The organism is Ruegeria sp. HKCCD7181 (assembly GCF_057221055.1).
The window spans coordinates 1-17,733 of record NZ_JBWVBC010000011.1; the positions used below are offsets into that span (position 1 = coordinate 1).

Below are 17,733 nucleotides of genomic sequence, written 5' to 3' on the forward strand. Positions count from 1 at the left end.
CAGTGTTGGCACCACCGCGGCCGGGTTCATTGCCAGATAGTCGGGGTCGAACTGGGGATCTGTTGCAAACTTTTGGCTGTTGACGAGATCAGATGCTGCGGGTGAATGGCTTTCGGTATGATCAGTCGAAAGTCAGTTGATGATCTCCTTCAAAGGCGCGCAATATCCGAAGGATGTGATCCTGTTCGCGGTGTTTTTCTATGTCCGATACGGTGTGTCATACCGGATTCTGGAAGAAATCATCGCCGAGCGCGGTGTTTCAGTGGACCACACCACGCGAAACCGATGGGTAATACGGTATTCTGGTGCAATCGCTGAGGCAGCACGTCGCCGCAATGGGCCATGTGATCGTTCTTGGAGAATGGACGAAACTTACATCAAAGTTAAAGGCGCGCGGGTTTACCTCTATCGAGCTGTCGACAAACACGGCAAGACCCTTAATTTCATGCCTTCACGACGTCGAAACAAACCAGCCGCCACCACGTTCTTCGCCAGCATGTTGGAGGCAAATGGATTGCCGGGGAAGATTGTGAAGCGGAAATACTTGAACAACATCGTCGAGCAGGACCACCGACTTATCAAGCGGCGCACTCGACCGATTCTGGGGTTCAAAGCCTTTGCTTCTGCAGAAGCAACTTTGGATAGTATCGAAGTCGCGAACATGATCCGTAAAGGTCAGTTCACGCCCTGACCCTGCCCGTTTCGTCAATTTGCGGAACCGACTGCTTAACCCGTCGGTCCTGCGGGATCTCTTCGTTCAGTCGGAAACTTCGCAACAAAACCCATTCAAATCGCCAGGACGGCCCTTACATACTGTCTTGACACACGATAGACTTCTTCGATGTCAAAACGCCCCAATATTCTCTTCTTCATGACAGACAACCAGCCAGCAGAGCTGCTGGGCTGTTATGGAAACTCTGAGATCAGCACGCCGCATATTGATGCCCTCGCCGCCGAGGGATTCACATTTGAAAACGCATTTTGCGTCAACGGGATGTGTTCGCCCTGCCGCGCCTCAGTCATGACGGGGTTGATGCCGTCCCAGCATGGTATCCACACTTGGATCGACGACCGCCTGCGCCACCTCTGGCCCAAGGGCTGGAATGCGATTGCCGAGTTCAAGACACTGCCCGCGATTTTGGCCGCGCATGGCTATAACACCGCCCTGATCGGTAAATACCACATGGGGGCACCCGATGCGCCGCAGAACGGGTTTCAACACTGGATCACCGATCCGCATGGTCATGTGACCGATTTCTGGAACGGCGACTATATCGAGAATGGCGAACGCAAACATTATGCGGGCCACAGCGTCGATTATTACACCGACAAGACCATCGAATATCTCGACAGCCAGTCCAGCGACGCGCCGTTCTTTGCCTTCGTTCCCTACAATGCGCCTTATGGCCATTGGCCTGCGCTGAAGGGGCGAGCGAAAAACCGGTTCAGGGATTTCTATGACAGTGTCGACATGCACTCCGTCCCCCGCGAAGGGCTGCACGAAAATGCAATCGCCCGATTCCTGCGAAAGGCATCCGACAGCGTCGGCGGGGTGGATCACTGCTCGGAACTGCGCATTCCGAACGATCTGGACACGCTCAGAAACTATTTTTCCGAGATGAGCATGGTGGACGACGGTGTCGGTCGTGTTCTTGCTGCACTGCAACGCCTAAACCTCTATGACGACACTCTGATCGTCTACACGACCGATCATGGGTTTTCGCTGGGCCATCACGGCATTTGGGGGCATTCTCAGGCCACGCTGCCGTCAAACACCCATCGCCAAACCTTCTCGATTCCATTGATATTTCGCCACGGCGACAGAATGCTGAACACAAGAACTGCCACCCACGTCAGCCAGATTGATCTGTTCCCGACGCTGCTGGAGCTTGCCGGGATCGCCCCGGATGGGCACAACGCCAACTCCCCAGCGGTCAGTTTCGCAAGTGCCCTTGGCACTGGAGTCTTTGCCAAACCGGACGAAGTGTTCATGGAGCAGGAAGAAACCCGCGCCATCCGCACCCAAGAGTGGCTTTACAAACGCCGCTTCCAGAATGCACCGAAGCCACCCTATCCGGACGAGCTTTATGACCTCAGAAACGACCCACTGGAGAAACACAACCTAATCGACCGGCCGGAACATGCAGCGACCTCAAGAGAACTGACGGGGCGAATTGAGGCGTTTTTCGCCCAATATTCCGACCCCCGCTACGACCTCTGGCGGGGCGGCGCACCGCAATCTAACTCCGACAAGCCGTGGCTCTGGAAAGATGCGTGGGGCGAGGATTGGGCCGCTGGCTTTCAACCTTGATTGATTGCCGGTAGTTAGATTGGCATTGCCAAGTTGATCGCGTTGTCCTTCTCGGATAGCGCGGTGCCATGACCATACCGACCTCATTGCCGGGGCTGAAGGGCTTCCGTTTTCCTCGCGAAGTCATCGCCAATGCGGTGCGGGCATATTATCGGCTTGCTCTCAGCACGGCGGATGTCGAGGACCTCCTGGCGGAGCGTGGCGTCTTCGTCAGTCGTGAAGCGGTTCGTCTCTGGGTGAACCCTTTCGGGTCTCAGTTCGCGGCTTGTATCCGACGCGACCGGCCCCGGCCGCACGACAAATGGCATATGGACGAAGTGGTTGTCCCGATTAACGGCGTGAAACATTGGCTGCGGCGTGCGATCGATGGCAATGAAGATGTACTCGACATTGTGTTCAACCTCGACGTAATGCCAAAGCCGCTAAGCGTTTCTTCAGCCGACTAGTTGCTGCCTATGGCGAACCGCGTGTCGTGATCACGGACAAGCTGCGCAGCTATACCAAGCCGATCAAGGCCATCGCGCCGGGCACCGACCATCGGGCGCACAAGGGGCTCAACAACCGGATCGAAGGGTCACACCGGCCGACGCGAAAGCGGGAAACGATGATGGGTCGGTTCAAGTCACAACGCCAGGCGCAACGATTTCTCGTCGCCCACGACCAAATCAGTACGATCTTTCGTCCCCGCCGCTATCGCCTTTCCACTCTCTCCTACCGCCATGCCAGAGCCGACGCGTTCAAGCTGTGGGAAGGTTATGCCGCGGAACTATCGGCCTGATTGTGCGGGCTCACGCTTATTCCATTCCATGGCAGATAACTTGGCAGTGCCCCCCGTCAACTACGCAAGGACGGCGATGAATGGTTGGAACCTCAAATCCTATCACCGTCCACAAAACCCAAGTAGCTCACTCTGCAGGGCGCCGGCATCGCGTCAAGAAACACCTGGTTTGGTTTCCATAGAAAAGACCAGCCCTACCGATGCAGGGCTGACTGACCTTCAACCTAAACTTCAGATATGTAGGGCTTGACCCAAGGCCTTCAGACAAGCTTCCTGCAAGCTTTCAGATTGTGTCGGGTGGGCGTGAATGGTTGCGCCGATGTCCTCAAGACAGGCGCCCATTTCGATAGCCAGCGAGAAGGCCGCCGAGAGTTCCGGCATCTGCGCGCCGACAGCCTGAATGCCCACCACAGCATGGTCGCTTTCGCGCCAGACCACGCGGACAAATCCATCTTCTCGTTCGCATGTCATGGCCCGGCCATTGGCAGCCAACGGAAAATCGCTGGCCTTTGTGCCATCAATTTCGCCGGGCAGTGCGCCACAGGTGACGATCTCGGGGTCGGTGAAGCAGACTGCAGGGATTGCGCGTTTGTCCCACTCGACGGCGTGGCCTGCGATATGTTCGGCTACCATTTCGCCCTGCGCCATGGCACGATGCGCGAGCATGGGTTCGCCTGTGACATCCCCGATTGCATAAATGCCCCGCATTGAGCTCTGACAAGTTTCGTCGATCTGAATGAATGGCCCGTCCATAGTCAGCGACAATTCCTCGACCCCGATGCCATGGGTGCGCGGGCGACGGCCGACAGTCACCAGTACCTTGTCGGCGGCAACATTGCCCTGATCCGTGGCCAAGACACCATCGGCAAAGCCTTGCGCCTTGGTGCCGGTCATGACCGTGACATTCAGAGCCGCCAGACGTTTCGCCACCGGTGCAGTCAGCGCTTTGTCATAGGTGGGCAGGATGCGGGGCTCGGCCTCGACCACCGTGACCTTGGCACCCAATTTGGCAAAGGCCGTGCCCAGTTCCAGCCCTATATAGCCGCCGCCGATAACGGCAAGGCTTTCAGGCACGTCACCCAATGCCAGAGCTTCGGTCGAAGACAGGATATCGCCGCCAAATGGCAGGAAAGGGAGTTCGACCGGGGCCGAACCCGACGCGATGACGATGTATTCAGCAGTGATTTCACGGACCTCGCCATCAGTTTCGCTGACCAACACGGTCTTTCCATCCAAAAACCGGGCGCAGCCCGACACGAACCTGACGCCTGCCTTTTTCATCAGGCCCGAGACACCGGTATTCAGCCGTTTGACGATACCGTCCTTCCAAGCAACAGTCTTGGCAAGGTCAATTTTCGGGGCTGGGGCGGTGATGCCCAGCGGGCCGTCATTCACCGAAGTGATCCGGTGAAACTCGTCGGCGGCATGGATTAGCGCCTTGGACGGGATACAGCCCACGTTCAGACAGGTGCCGCCGGGCTTGGCTTCGTCCACTACGATCGTGTCGATGCCCAACTGCCCCGCACGAATGGCACAGACATAGCCGCCTGGGCCAGCGCCGATGATCAGCAACTTGCATTTCAGGTCTGACATTCAGCCCTCCACAAACAACATTGCCGGGGTTTCCAGCAGGGATTTTAATTTTTGCACGAAGACCGCGGCATCCCAGCCATCGACCACCCGGTGATCGAAGCTGCACGAGATGTTCATCATCTTGCGCGGCTGGAACTGCTGACCATCCCAAACTGGGCGGATCTGCATTTTGTTGACGCCGACAATAGCCACTTCGGGGTGGTTGATGATTGGCGTGGTGGCCAACGCGCCCAAGGGCCCGAGCGAGGTGATGGTGATGGTGCCACCCTGCAATTCCTCGCGCTTGATCGTGCCGTCACGGGCGGCTTCGGCCAGGCGGGTCAGCTCAGCGGCATTGTCCCACAGGCTACCCGCTTCGGCGTGGCGGATCACCGGCACGTTCAACCCGTTTGGTGTCTGGGTGGCGATGCCCACATGCACCCCACCATGGCGATGGATGACGCCGGCCTCATCGTCAAAACGCGCGTTCAGTCCGGGCTGTTCGCGCACCGCCTCAACAATCGCGCGCATCAGGAAAGGCAGCATGGTGAGCTTTGGCCTGTCGCCCTTGTGTTTGTCGTTCAGCGCCACCCGCAAGGCATCCAGTGCCTCGATTTCGACCTCTTCAACGATGGTGATATGCGGTATCTGGCGCTTTGAAAGCTGCATCTTTTCAGCGATCTTGCGGCGCATGCCGATGACGCGCACCTCTTCGATGCCGGTATTGGCACCACGGGTGATTTGGCCCTGCTGAATGCCGCCAGAGGCTATCCACTGGTCCAGATCGCTGTGGCTGATCCGCGAGGCCGGACCAGACCCCGGGACCTGGCGCAAGTCGATCCCTTCTTCACGGGCTCGGGCGCGTACCGAAGGTGAGGCCAGCGGCTTGGTGCCTTGGGCGCGTGCCACCGCAGGCGCGGCCCGTTCGGGTGCCTTTGCGGGTTCAGGCTTGGGCTCGGCCTTTGGCTCTGGCTCTGGTTCCGGCTCAACATCGGTCGCCTTGGCCACAGCAGACGCGTCGCCTTCGTTGCCTTCGCCGCCGACCTCGATGCGGATCAGAGTGGCGCCTACCGCCATCAACTCGCCGATCTCACCCCCCAGTTCCAGAACCTTGCCCTCCACAGAGGACGGCACCTCGACCGCAGCCTTGTCGGTCATTACAACGGCCAGAATATCGTCTTCCCTGACCAGATCGCCGGGTTTGACCAGCCATTCGGTCAATTCGGCCTCGGCGATGCCTTCGCCAATGTCCGGAAGGCGGATGATGTGCACGCCCATGGCTCAGTCCTCCATGACGGTGTTGAGGGCGTCACCCACCCGCGCGGGACCCGGGAAATACTGCCATTCCTGAGCATGCGGATAAGGTGTGTCCCAACCGGTGACCCGGATAATCGGCGCTTCGAGGTGATAGAAGCATTCTTCCTGCACGAGGCTCAGCAGTTCTGCGCCAAAACCACAGGTGCGCGTGGCTTCATGTACAATCACGCAGCGGCCGGTTTTCTTCACTGAGGCGGTGATTGCGTCCAGATCCAATGGCATGAGCGTCCGCAGGTCGATCACCTCGGCATCAATGCCGGTTTCCTTTGCAGCGGCCTCGGCCACGTAAACCATGGTCCCGTAGGCCAGCACGGTCACATCCGCCCCCTCACGGGTGACCTTGGCCTTACCCAAAGGCACAATCTCATCGCCTTCGGGCACGTCGCCCTGGGCATGTTTTTTCCAAGTTGTCAGGGGCTTGTCGTGGTGCCCGTCAAACGGCCCGTTATAAAGCCGTTTTGGCTCCAGAAAGATCACCGGATCAGGGTCGGCAATCGAGGCAAGCAACAGCCCCTTGGCGTCCACGGGATTGGACGGCATCACCACCTTGAGGCCAGACACATGGGTGAACAGCGCCTCTGGGCTCTGGCTGTGAGTCTGGCCGCCGAAAATTCCGCCGCCCGTGGGCATGCGGATGACAAGGGGACAGGTGAAGTCGGCGTTCGAGCGGTGTCGCAGACGCGCGGCCTCGCTCACGATCTGGTCATAGGCGGGATAGACATAGTCGGCGAACTGAATCTCGATCACCGGTTTCAGGCCATATGCGGCCATACCGATTGCGGTGCCGACGATGCCGCTTTCGTTGATCGGCGCATCGAAGCAGCGGCTTTTGCCGTACTTCTCTTGCAAACCCGCGGTGCAGCGGAATACCCCGCCGAAGAACCCTACATCCTCACCAAACACCACCACACGGTCGTCGGCCGCCATGGCCACGTCATGGGCATCGCGAATGGCTTCGATCATTGTCATGTGGGCCATCTCTCAATACCCCGCTTGCTGGCGTTGCCGGATCAGATGCGGTGGCATCGTTTCATAGACACCCTCGAACATGTCGCGGGGTGATGGTGCCTTGCCGTCGCCTAGGGTGCCGACGCTCTCGGCCTGTTTCTGCGTTGCTATGACGCCATCCATAATTTCGGCCTCGGCCTGTGTATGGCGTTCGTCGGACCATTCGCCGATCGTGATCAGATGCTGCTTCAGTCGTTCTATTGGATCGCCCAGCGGCCAGGCGCTGGCTTCCTCACCCGAGCGGTAGGCCGAGGGATCGTCAGACGAAGAATGCCCGCCCGCGCGGTAAGTCACATACTCAATCAAGGTCGGGCCCAGCCCGCGACGCGCGCGTTCGGCGGCCCATTTGGCGACCGCGTGAACGGCCAGATAGTCGTTGCCATCGACACGAAGCGAAGGGATGCCGAACCCATGACCGCGCGCGGCAAATGTACCGACGCCGCCCCGGGCGATCCCCTGAAAGGTCGAAATAGCCCATTGGTTGTTGACGATATTCAGGACCACCGGCGCCTTGTAGGTTGAGGCAAATACCATCGCCGCGTGAAAATCGCTTTCCGCGGTTGAACCGTCGCCGATCCAGCCAGCGGCAATCTTGGTATCCCCCGAAATGGCCGAGGCCATGGCCCAGCCCACCGATTGCACGAACTGCGTGCCCAGATTGCCTGAGATCGAAAAGAACCCGTGTTCTTTCGAGGTGTACATGATGGGCAACTGCCGTCCGTGCAGCGGGTCATCGGCGTTGGAATAGATCTGGTTCATCATCGTCAGCATCGGATAGTCCACCGCGACCAGAAGACCGGCCTGACGATATGTCGGGAAGTTCATATCACCGGGGCGCAACGCACGCGCAAAGGCACAGCTGATCGCCTCTTCGCCCAGATGCTGCATATAGAAACTTGTCTTGCCTTGGCGCTGCGCCATCAGCATACGCTTGTCAAAGGCGCGCAGGGTCAGCATATGGCGCAAGCCCGTGCGCAGATCATCAGGCGTCAACGCACCTGCCCAGTCGCCGATGGCCTGGCCCTCTTTGTTCAGAACCCGAACAATCGAAAAAGCCATGTCACGAATGTCATCCGCGGCCACATCGATCGGCGGCCGTGGAACCTCACCAGCGCGGGGAATTTCGAAATCCGAGAAGTCCGGCGTATCGCCTGGGCGGCAGCCCGGTTCAGGTACGTTTAGCGAAAGCGGTTTGGATTGTTCGCTCATGCTGCCCCCTCCTGTTGATGGCCACGTGCACGATCCAGAATGTCACCGACAATCTGATCGGCGACCCGAGTGGTCGATTGGCCGGTGCGTTTCGAGGTTTCCAGGATCTCGGCAATTCGCGTCGCGACCTCTTTGAGCCGGGCTTGGCGATATGCCTCACCAGCTTTGTGGATTTCACCTGCCACGCTGATGATGCCGCCTGCATTGACCACATAATCGGGCAGATAGCGTATTCCCCGCGCGCTAAGGGTCTCAGCAACAGAGTCTTCGGCCAATTGGTTGTTGGCCGCGCCACAGACCAGCCGCGCCGACAGTTTCTGCGCGCTGTCATGGGTCAGAATGCCACCCAGAGCGCAGGGCGCAAAGATGTCCATTTGTGCGTCAAAGACCTGATCTACAGGGCAGACATCCGCACGCAACTGGTCGCGGGCCAGATCCAGCGCGGCCTGATTGATGTCTGATACGATCAGCGACGCACCAGCAGCATACAGTTTTTCCGCCAAGCTCATGCCCACGTGGCCCAGACCCTGAACCAGCACACGGCGCCCGGTCAGATCATCGCTTCCGAATACGTCGTGTGCGCCAACCTTCAGGCACTGGAATACCCCTTCGGCGGTAAAGGGTGACGGGTCGCCGCTGCCATGCTCGCCCCCTTCTAGGCCAACCGCGAATTCCGTTTCCTCAGCTACAATCCGAATGTCTTCGGGCGAGAAGCCCACATCTTCGGCCGTATAATACTGCCCCTCCAGCGCATCGACCACGCGGCCAAATGCGCGCAGCATTGCCGGAGTTTTGTCTTCGCGGGCATTGCCGATGATCACCGATTTGCCACCGCCCAGCCCGAGCCCAGCCATGACGTTCTTGGCTGTCATGCCGCGTGCCAGTCGCAGCACGTCCTCGCGCGCAGCTTCCCGACTGTCGTAAGCCCACATTCGACAGCCACCCGCCGCCGGGCCGCAAACTGTCGAATGCAAGCAGATGTAAGCCTGCAACCCGTTGCTGGAATCCTCGGCAAAGATCAGACGTTCATATCCGGGCGGCGGGTTTTCTTCCGTGATGATGAGGGGCATGGTATCACCATTCGTTTGCATGGCAGGGATGTAGTCAATTCGATCCGTCGGGATCACCACTTCCAGCTTACGGCCCCGTGCCGGGTTGAAAAACCGCTTTCCCAAGGTATTTTGAGATAACCTGAGTGGATTTCACTACTAATTAAAGGATTCATGGTGCCTTACGCTACTGATCAAGCAGATCGAGAGATTCTTCGCGCGCTACAAGAGGATGGACGCATGTCATTGGTCCAACTTTCGGAACGCATTGGCCTGTCCGCCACACCTTGCAAACGCCGGTTGGCGCGCCTTGAGGAATCCGGATTGATTTCGGGCTACAGCGCCCGAATTGACCGTAAAACGGCAGGCTTTCCAATCACAGCTTTTGTCTCGGTCGAATTGGAGAGGCAGGACGCCGAAAAAGTGGCCGACTTCCAGCGCCAGGTCGCGCTGTTTGACGAAGTGGTAACTGGAACGTTGATGACCGGCGCACAGGATTTCTTGTTGGAAATTGCGGTTGAAAGCCTTGAAGAGTTTGAGACGTTCCTACAGACAAAACTAATGCGGCTACCGGGATTGCGAGTGGTGCGTTCACGGTTCGCTTTGCGCCAATTCATCAGTCGAACGCGCATCCCATATTGATAGCATAGCCAGTTTCGCCTGCGCTAAACCTAGCGCTATCAGAAGACAGCTCTTTGCGCGCCAGTTTCTTCAGAAAATAGTGCGTAAGGTTATTCACGGCCGCCGTTGAAAACACAGTTGTCAATCGGCATTAAATACCGACACTTTGTAGGCTGCGAGTTTTTTTTACCTTTGTGCTAAGTGAATCTGGCGCTGCGTAGTCTACATCTAAAGCAGTAGTGACGGACCTACGGAGTATCGGAAGGTTTTGTTGCAAAGTTTCTTACTGACCGAAGAGCTCACGCCGAGCTAGCTGGTTATGCAGCCAGTTCCGCGAACCGCTGAAACCGACAGATTCCGGGCGTGAGCTGACCTTTCCGGATCATATTGGCGACTTCGATCCCATCAAGCGTGGCCGAAGCGGATCTGAATGACTTAAACCTACACATGGGTTCTACCAAGTTGTTGGCGTCAGATTGTTCTTCATTGGCAATGGTTGGATCATGTCGACATTTCAGCAGTGTAATCGACCCAGAGGCTAAACGCGTCGTTGCGGGCGTGGCGGTATGATGTTGCGGTGAGTTGATAGCGGCCAGGGCGGCAGACCAGGTTAATCAGGTCATGTGCGGATAGAAACCTCTGAGCCTGCCGGTGAGATTTGAACCGGCCAAATATTTTCTATCGCTTTCGGGTCGGCCGGTGCGAGACCTCGATCGCGTTGTTTAGGCCTTTACGGGCGCGATGGTCAGCGCCTGCGGCCAGTGCATGGATCGGTTTGATAAAGCTCCGTAATTTGTCGGTGATGACCACTCTCGGCTCGCCGTACTTGGCAACCAGTATTTTGAAAATGGCTTTTGCCGCTTTGGCATTTCTGCGGGCTTGAACAAGAATATCAAGAACGTCACCATTGGCGTCGATCGCACGCCACAGCCAGTGTTTCTTGCCACGTGTGATGATCACGACTTCGTCCATGTGCACTTGTCGTTCGGCCGTGGACGATCCCGCCTAATGCAATCTGCAAAGTGTCGACCAAAGCGATCGATCCACAGCCGGATCGCTTCCCGGCTGACAATCACACACCGCGCTGCCAACAGGTCTTCAACATCAGCCGTGCTCAACGCTAATCGATGGTAGGCCCAAACAGCGTACGCAATGATCTCACGCGGGTAGCGGAAACCCTTAAGGCGCTGCATATCAATTGGAAAATTCATGGGCTGACATACCTTTATCAAACCCAGTCAATAACTTGGCAATACCCCGCTCCGTTTTCGAGCGGTGAATCACGCTGCGCAGTGAAAAAAATGCATTCTGACCCCAGGTCTCGTGCCAAGCTGGTCTCCATCATAGATGCCAGCTTGAATCATGTCTTTCGCCGGATTTGAATCCCTTTTGTCAACACGTCGTAGGGGCCGAGACTATGCTTCGACCGTTATCATCATCGACAAGAACACATCCCGCAGTTTCCCGGTCTCAGTCGACTCGTGAAATCCTTCAAAGTGCATTTTGTCCTTTTCCATAACGCTTTTCATTGCGCGCTCAATCAACCGTTTGCCGACTTCCGTCAATTTCACGATCTTGCTGCGTCCGTCTTTCGGATTTGGCGAACGAAGTATCAGGTTTCGCCGTTCTAGTTCGATAAGGATGTTGGCCGTACCACCCGTGGTCAGGCGAGCGGAGCCGCAAAGCTCGGATGGCGTAAGTCGGCGCGGATTCGGCTGAGCCCGAAGCGCAACCAATACCCCAAACGCTGAATGCATAAGGTCGAACTCAATCAACGCTTCTTCAGTCCTCGCCCTAATCAGTTCATGCAAACGGATCACTGAAAGTATGATGTCGGTTTCCGAAGAAAACGCTTCCGGCCAGTCGACCTTGATACCTTGAAGAAGCATCTGAATCGGGACTCGGTCCGCCATGTTTGTCCTTTCGTGGTGCACTCAACTCAAAAATACCTTTGCAGAAAGGTAAATTGGGAGCTGCTTCGAAATGCTAAACCTCGCACAAGCGTTGATCGATAATCTGCCCAAGGCAGAGCTTCATCTGCATATCGAAGGAACGCTGGGGCATTGCCAAGTTGTTTGAGAACGGTTGAAAAGCGCTGTGGACGGCGCGTTCAGGAGGTTAACTCAAGGGCATAGCCATTCCAAAGATCGTGTGCATCCGATCGAGCGTGGCGGTAGGAGATAGCGGGGAGGTGATAGCGGCAGGGTCGGAACATGATGTTGATCTGGTCGTGAGCGGAAAGGAACCACTGGGCCTGCCTCGGAGATTTGAAGCGGCCCATTAGTTTTTCGCGTTTTCGGGTCGGCCGGTGCGATCCTTCAACGCGATTATTCAACCGCTTGTGCGCTCGGTGGTCAGCGGTCGGACATAGTTCTCTAATCGGTTTGACGTAACTGCGTAGGTTGTCGGTGACGATGACACGCGGTTCGCCGAACCGGTCGATCAGTCGGTTTAGAGGACGCCTGGCGGCTTTCGCATTGCGTTACCTTTGCACCAGGAAATCTAGCACGCTGCCATTGGCATCAACCGCCCGCCAGAGCCAATAGCTTTCACCACCCATAGAGATGACAACCTCGTCCAGGTGCCAATTGTCGGCAGCCGCAGGCCGGTCGCACCTAATGCAATCGGCGAAATGGCAACCGAAACGATTGATCCATTGCCGGACACTTTCACGACTGACTGCCCGCCGCGCTCTGCGAGCAGGTCCTCAACGTCAGCCGTGCTTAGTGCGAACCGGTGATATAACCAAACCGCGTAGGCGATGATTTCGCGAGGGAAACGGAAGCCTTTCAGGCGCGGCATGGTCGTCGGTATCTTCATCCGCATCGATTAGACCAGACCATCGCGGGGAACAACTTGGCAATGCCGTCGGGCCTACACCCTACCCTGAACGCCATTAAGAGACGCAGTTCAGGTATCACTCACAGGATGAAAGCAGGCAACCGCGTGAGGATTGTTATCAAGTTCAGGGAAGTCCGTCCGGCAGCGGCTGGTGACCTTCCAGCAGCGCGGGGCGAAGGCGCAACCTTTGAGGTCGTCCATCGGCGAGGGTAATTCTCCTTCGAGCTTGATCCGCTCCTTGGTTGCCGTTGGATCGGCGCGCGGAGTCGTAGACAGAAGCGCCTTGGTATAGGGATGACGGGGCGCAGCAAAAAGGGTTTCCTTGCTGCCGCGTTCAACCGCGCGCCCCAGATACATCACGATCACCTCGTCGGCGAAATGCTTCACAACGGACAGGTCGTGCGAGATGAACAGATAGGCTAGACCCAGCCGATCCTGCAATTCAACCAGCAGGTTGAGGATCTGGCTTTGAATGGACAGGTCGAGCGCCGAAACCGGCTCGTCCAGCACCAGAACCCTGGGATTCAGCATAAGGGCGCGCGCGATCGAAATGCGCTGACGCTGCCCGCCCGAGAACATGTGCGGGTAGCGGTCGTAATGCTCGGCGCGCAAACCGACGAGTTCGATCATCTGCCGCGCCCGTACTTCACGGTCCAGGGCCGAAAGCTCGGGGTTGTTGATGATCAGCGGTTCCTGAAGGATGTAACCGATCCGTTGGCGCGGATTGAGCGACCCGTAGGGGTCCTGAAACACAATCTGCACGGAACTTCGCAGCCCCGCCCAGTGTCGCGGGGTCACTTCGGCACCGTTGATTTCTAGGGTTCCGTTGGTCGGCTCTTCGATCATCGTGACCAGCCGGGCAAGCGTGGACTTTCCGCATCCGGATTCCCCAACAACGGCAAGGGTCTTGCCCGGTGACATTTCGAAATCGACGTTGGACAGGGCCCGCACGGTCTTGGCCCTGCCGAACAATCCTCCGCCTAGGTTATAATGGCGGGCCAGGTTCCTGGCCCGGACAATCGGAGCTTTCATCGTGCATCTCCCTGGACATTGGCGAGCGGATAATGGCACCGTGCCCGACCTGCCTCAGGGCCGCAGGGTGCAGGGGGTGTCTTGAGGCATTTTTCGTCCGCGAACTGGCAGCGCGGCGCAAAAAGGCATCCGTTGGGACGGTCGAACTGGCCGGGCACGACGCCGGGGATCGTTGGCAGCAGTTTGCTTGTTGCGCGTTCCGGTAACGCGCTGAGCAACGCCGACGTATACGGGTGAAATGGGTGCTCGAACAGATCCCGAACCGGCTGTTCCTCAGCTCTTTGGCCGGCGTATTGCACGCAGACCCGCTCGGCGGTTTCGGCAACCACCCCCATGTCGTGGGTGATCAGCACCAGGCCCATCCCGAACTCGTCGCGCAGGGACACCAGAAGATCGAGTATTTGCGCCTGAATCGTAACATCCAGCGCCGTAGTCGGTTCGTCGGCGATCAACAGCTTGGGCTGACAAGCGATGGCCATGGCAATCATCACCCGCTGGTTCATGCCGCCGGACATCTGGTGCGGAAAGACCCTGAGCCGGCTTTCGGGGGCGGGGATCCCGACTTGTTCGAACAACTCGATGGCGCGCCCTTGGCGCGCGGCCCGGTCGAGACCCAGATGGATGCGCAGCGCCTCCTTAATCTGGTAACCGACGGTGAAACACGGATTCAGCGACGACATCGGCTCCTGGAAGATCATCGAGAGATCCTTGCCAATGATTTCTCGTCGGTGTCGGGGCGAAATGGTTTTCAGGTCACGGCCTTCGAAACTCATCTCATCCGCGGTGATCGTCGCTGTCCAGGGCAACAACCCCATGAGCGCCAGCATCGAGACGGACTTGCCAGAGCCGCTTTCCCCAACGATGGCCAGAATATCGCCGCGGTCCACGGTCAGGTCCACGCCGTCCACGGCCCGGAACTTGCCGGCGGCCGTGGCAAAATCGACCGAGAGATTGCGGATACGTAACAGGTTCATGTCTTCAGCTCCGCTTCAACTTCGGGTCAAGCGCATCGCGCAACCCGTCGCCCATCAGGTTGATTGCCAGCACCGTGACCAGGATTGCTAGGCCGGGGAAGGTCACGACCCACCAAGCGCGGAGGATAAATTCACGGGCTTCGGCCAGCATCGTGCCCCATTCCGGCGTCGGCGGCTGGGCACCCATCCCCAGAAACCCAAGCGCTGCCGCATCGAGGATGGCGGTCGAAAAGCTGAGCGCCGCCTGCACGATGATCGGTGCCAAGCAATTTGGCAGGACAGATATAAACATCAGCCGTGCCTTTCCGGCACCGGCCACACGCGCCGAAGTCACATAGTCCTTCTGCCGTTCCGCCAGAACCGAAGCACGGGTCAGGCGCACGTAATGGGGCTGGAACACGATCGCGATAGCAATCATCGCATTTGTCAGGGAAGGGCCGAGAATGGCGACCAAAACCAATGCAAGCAGAAGCGACGGAAAGGACAGGATAATGTCCATCACACGCATGATGATGGTGTCGATCATTTTCGGCGCAAAGCCGGACAGCAATCCGATAATGATGCCCCCCGAAGCCGCAACAACGACAACCACGATCCCGACAAAGAAGGAATACCGCGCGCCGTTGATCAGACGCGAAAGCATGTCGCGGCCCAGCGGATCAGTCCCCAGCGGGAAGGCCCAGCTGCCGCCCTCCTGCCAGGCTGGCGGTTGCAGGATGTGATCCCGGAACTGCTCGGTCGGGTCATAGGGCGCGATGAGCGGTCCGAAGGCTGCAAGAAAGGTGAAGGCCGCAAAGAACCACAGACCAATTACCGCCCCGCGGTTTTCGCTGAAGTAGTACCAGAACTCGCGCAATGCGCTGGGGCGCGCGGGCGACTGGCCGCTGGTCTGCAGTGGGCTTGCCGCTTGGCTGGTCATGACCGCCTCCGGATTTTGGGATTGATGGCGCCATAAAGCATGTCGACGGTGAGGTTCACGATCATCACAATGACCGCAATCATCAGCAAACCGCCCTGAACGACCGGATAATCCCGGCGGAAAATGCTGTCGACCATCCACTTGCCAATGCCCGGCCAGCTGAAAATCGTTTCGGTCAGGATGGCACCGGCCAGCAGCGTGCCGACGCTGAGGCCGATCACGGTGACAACGGGTATCAACGCATTGCGCAGTGCATGAACCCCATTAATCCGCGTTGGAGAAAGCCCTTTGGCGCGGGCTGTGCGGATATAGTCTTCGCCGAGAACTTCCAGCATGGCCGAGCGGGTTTGCCGTGCAATCACCGCCAGTGGGATGGTGCCCAGGACGATCGTCGGCAGGATCAGGTGGCGCACGGCGGATTTGAACGCCCCCTCCTGCCCTGAAAGCACGCTGTCGATCAGCATGAAACCGGTGACAGGTTCAAAAAAGTACAGCAGGTCGATCCGGCCCGACACCGGAGTCCAGCCCAGGTTGCCGGAAAACACGATGATCAGCAGAAGCGCCCACCAGAAAATAGGCATCGAATACCCCACCAACGCAGAGGACATCAGCGCGCGATCGAAGAACTTTCCGCGATTGACCGACGCGATGACACCGGCTGGCAGTCCAAGCATGATTGCGAAGATCATCGCGCAGATGGACAGTTCGAGCGTCGCAGGGAACAACGCGAAAAACTCGTCCCAGACCGGTTTTTTGGTAATGAAGGATTCCCCGAGATCGCCCTGGAGAACGCCGACAAGGTAATCCCAATATTGCTGCAGCACCGGCTTGTCGAAGCCCAGTTTCTTGACCATCTCCTGATAGCGTTCATCGGTCATTCCGCGCTCTCCGGCCATGACAATGATCGGATCACCTGGCAGGACGCGGATGAACATGAAGGAAATCAGCGTGACGCCGATGAAGGTCGGAATGAAGGTCCCAAGCCTGGTCAGAATAAAGCGTATCATCAGCGCGCCACAACCATCAGGTCTTTCGGGAACGCGGTCAGGGACCGGCATCCGTTCTCGGTGACCAGAACGTCATCCTCGATGCGTACGCCGAACTTGCCAAGCTTATAGAGCCCCGGTTCGTTGGTCCAAACCATCCCGGCCTGCATAACCTCGTCGTTGCCGCGCATGATATAGGGCGCTTCGTGAACTTCGCGCCCGAGTCCGTGACCGGTTTTGGTCCGGATACGGTCGGCATAGGGCGAGTTTTCAAGCACGCTCGTCACCGCGTCGTCGATGTCATGGGCCGTCGCGCCGGGGCGCGCTACCTCGAACCCTTTCAGGTTGGCGGCAAGAACGGTTTCATAGACGGCCCGACCCTCGTCCGAGACACTTCCCACAAAAACGGTTCGCGTGATGTCGGCGGCAAATCCGTCCTTGCGCGCGCCGAAGTCGAACAGCAAGGCGTCACCGTCGCGGATCTCATAATTGCTACGGGCCTTGGCATGGGGTCGGGCGCTGTTATCGCCGGCCGCCACGATGGGATAAAACGCCTGGTCGTCCGCCCCTTCGGCAAACAGTGCCTGGATCAGTGCTTGTTCGACCTGTTTCTCGGATTGTCCGATGCGGACCCCATCCAGCACCCGGAGCAAGGCGCGTTCAGAAATGTTAATCGCCATTTGAATCGCCGCGATATCCTGCTCGGTCTTGATGGCGCGAAGGCCCGATATTTCCTTTTCTGCGTCGATGATCTTCAGATCCGGCATCGCCTTTTTCAGCGCGTGATGCACGAAGACGCGCATCACCTGCCCTTCGACGGCCAGCGAGTTCAGCTTCTGGTGCCCGGCCAGCGCATCAAAAGCAGCCTCGTATCCATCCTGATCACGCCAGTCAAAAACCGCGCCATCAAAATCCACCAGCGCCCAGCTGCCCAGTTCGAGGTTCGGCACGATGGCGGCGGGCTCTCCGTCGGCGGGGAAGATGACAAGAAACGGGCGCTCGTGGCTCATGAAGGGTTTGCCGAAGGCCCGGTTGAAGTTCGGCCCCGGCACAAGCGCCACGGCGTCCACGGAAAGCGCGCGGGCCACCTGGCGGTATTCGGAAAGAGAAGACATC

14 protein-coding genes and 3 pseudogenes are annotated in these 17,733 nt (G+C 57.9%); 4 read left to right on the forward strand and 13 right to left on the reverse strand.

Going from position 1 to position 17,733, the window contains the following annotated elements; genetic code table 11:
* Positions 1 to 136: 136 nt before the first annotated feature.
* The 3 genes and pseudogenes from AC2TCY_RS18575 (at position 137) to AC2TCY_RS18585 (ending at position 3,089) form a co-directional block, all read left to right on the forward strand.
* On the forward strand, positions 137 to 691 hold the full coding sequence (locus AC2TCY_RS18575; protein ID WP_480849644.1) for an IS6 family transposase: 555 nt from the start codon (positions 137 to 139) through the stop codon (positions 689 to 691).
* 150 nt (positions 692 to 841) lie between these two features.
* Positions 842 to 2,311: a sulfatase family protein gene (locus AC2TCY_RS18580; protein WP_480849646.1), complete on the forward strand. Its 1,470-nt coding sequence runs from the start codon at positions 842 to 844 to the stop codon at positions 2,309 to 2,311.
* Between the two features lie 68 nt (positions 2,312 to 2,379).
* Positions 2,380 to 3,089: pseudogene (locus AC2TCY_RS18585) on the forward strand (IS6 family transposase).
* A 231-nt stretch (positions 3,090 to 3,320) separates the two neighbouring features.
* On the opposite strand, the gene lpdA reads toward AC2TCY_RS18585, so the two are convergent.
* Genes lpdA through AC2TCY_RS18610 form a run of 5 tightly spaced genes read right to left on the reverse strand, consistent with a single transcriptional unit; the run spans position 3,321 to position 9,265 of the window.
* A complete protein-coding gene (gene lpdA / locus AC2TCY_RS18590) occupies positions 3,321 to 4,682 on the reverse strand; it encodes a dihydrolipoyl dehydrogenase (RefSeq protein ID WP_480849648.1) in 1,362 nt (453 codons plus the stop codon).
* Positions 4,683 to 5,939 carry a dihydrolipoamide acetyltransferase family protein gene (locus AC2TCY_RS18595; protein ID WP_480849650.1) on the reverse strand — a complete coding sequence of 419 codons (1,257 nt, stop codon included), beginning with the start codon at positions 5,937 to 5,939 and terminating at the stop codon, positions 4,683 to 4,685.
* A 3-nt stretch (positions 5,940 to 5,942) separates the two neighbouring features.
* Positions 5,943 to 6,956, reverse strand: a complete 1,014-nt coding sequence (locus tag AC2TCY_RS18600; RefSeq protein ID WP_480849652.1) for an alpha-ketoacid dehydrogenase subunit beta — start codon at positions 6,954 to 6,956, stop codon at positions 5,943 to 5,945.
* Between the two features lie 3 nt (positions 6,957 to 6,959).
* Positions 6,960 to 8,195, reverse strand: coding sequence for a thiamine pyrophosphate-dependent enzyme (locus tag AC2TCY_RS18605; protein WP_480849654.1), 1,236 nt, complete (start codon positions 8,193 to 8,195; stop codon positions 6,960 to 6,962).
* A complete protein-coding gene (locus tag AC2TCY_RS18610; protein ID WP_480849655.1) occupies positions 8,192 to 9,265 on the reverse strand; it encodes a Leu/Phe/Val dehydrogenase in 1,074 nt (357 codons plus the stop codon). The genes AC2TCY_RS18605 and AC2TCY_RS18610 overlap by 4 nt, the downstream gene beginning before the upstream one ends.
* Before the next feature lie 153 nt (positions 9,266 to 9,418).
* On the opposite strand from AC2TCY_RS18610, the gene AC2TCY_RS18615 reads away from it, so the two are divergent.
* The gene (locus AC2TCY_RS18615) at positions 9,419 to 9,886 is read left to right on the forward strand and encodes an Lrp/AsnC family transcriptional regulator (protein ID WP_480849657.1); all 468 of its coding nucleotides are present in this window, start codon (positions 9,419 to 9,421) and stop codon (positions 9,884 to 9,886) included.
* A 480-nt stretch (positions 9,887 to 10,366) separates the two neighbouring features.
* On the opposite strand, the pseudogene AC2TCY_RS18620 reads toward AC2TCY_RS18615, so the two are convergent.
* From AC2TCY_RS18620 to AC2TCY_RS18655, 8 genes and pseudogenes are all read right to left on the reverse strand, one after another.
* Positions 10,367 to 11,076 (reverse strand): annotated as a pseudogene (locus tag AC2TCY_RS18620) (IS6 family transposase).
* Between the two features lie 204 nt (positions 11,077 to 11,280).
* Entirely contained in the window at positions 11,281 to 11,778 is a 498-nt protein-coding gene (locus tag AC2TCY_RS18625; protein ID WP_480849659.1) for a MarR family winged helix-turn-helix transcriptional regulator, read from the reverse strand.
* Positions 11,779 to 11,975: 197 nt separating this feature from the next.
* A pseudogene (locus AC2TCY_RS18630) lies at positions 11,976 to 12,685 on the reverse strand (IS6 family transposase).
* 90 nt (positions 12,686 to 12,775) lie between these two features.
* On the reverse strand, positions 12,776 to 13,738 hold the full coding sequence (locus tag AC2TCY_RS18635; RefSeq protein WP_480849661.1) for a dipeptide ABC transporter ATP-binding protein: 963 nt from the start codon (positions 13,736 to 13,738) through the stop codon (positions 12,776 to 12,778).
* Positions 13,735 to 14,712: an ABC transporter ATP-binding protein gene (locus tag AC2TCY_RS18640; RefSeq protein ID WP_480849663.1), complete on the reverse strand. Its 978-nt coding sequence runs from the start codon at positions 14,710 to 14,712 to the stop codon at positions 13,735 to 13,737. Before AC2TCY_RS18640 ends, AC2TCY_RS18635 begins: the two co-directional genes overlap by 4 nt.
* A 4-nt stretch (positions 14,713 to 14,716) precedes the next feature.
* Positions 14,717 to 15,631: an ABC transporter permease subunit gene (locus AC2TCY_RS18645; RefSeq protein ID WP_480849665.1), complete on the reverse strand. Its 915-nt coding sequence runs from the start codon at positions 15,629 to 15,631 to the stop codon at positions 14,717 to 14,719.
* Positions 15,628 to 16,638: an ABC transporter permease subunit gene (locus AC2TCY_RS18650; protein WP_480849667.1), complete on the reverse strand. Its 1,011-nt coding sequence runs from the start codon at positions 16,636 to 16,638 to the stop codon at positions 15,628 to 15,630. Before AC2TCY_RS18650 ends, AC2TCY_RS18645 begins: the two co-directional genes overlap by 4 nt.
* Positions 16,638 to 17,732, reverse strand: a complete 1,095-nt coding sequence (locus AC2TCY_RS18655; RefSeq protein WP_480849669.1) for a M24 family metallopeptidase — start codon at positions 17,730 to 17,732, stop codon at positions 16,638 to 16,640. Before AC2TCY_RS18655 ends, AC2TCY_RS18650 begins: the two co-directional genes overlap by 1 nt.
* Between the last annotated feature and the right edge of the window lies 1 nt (position 17,733).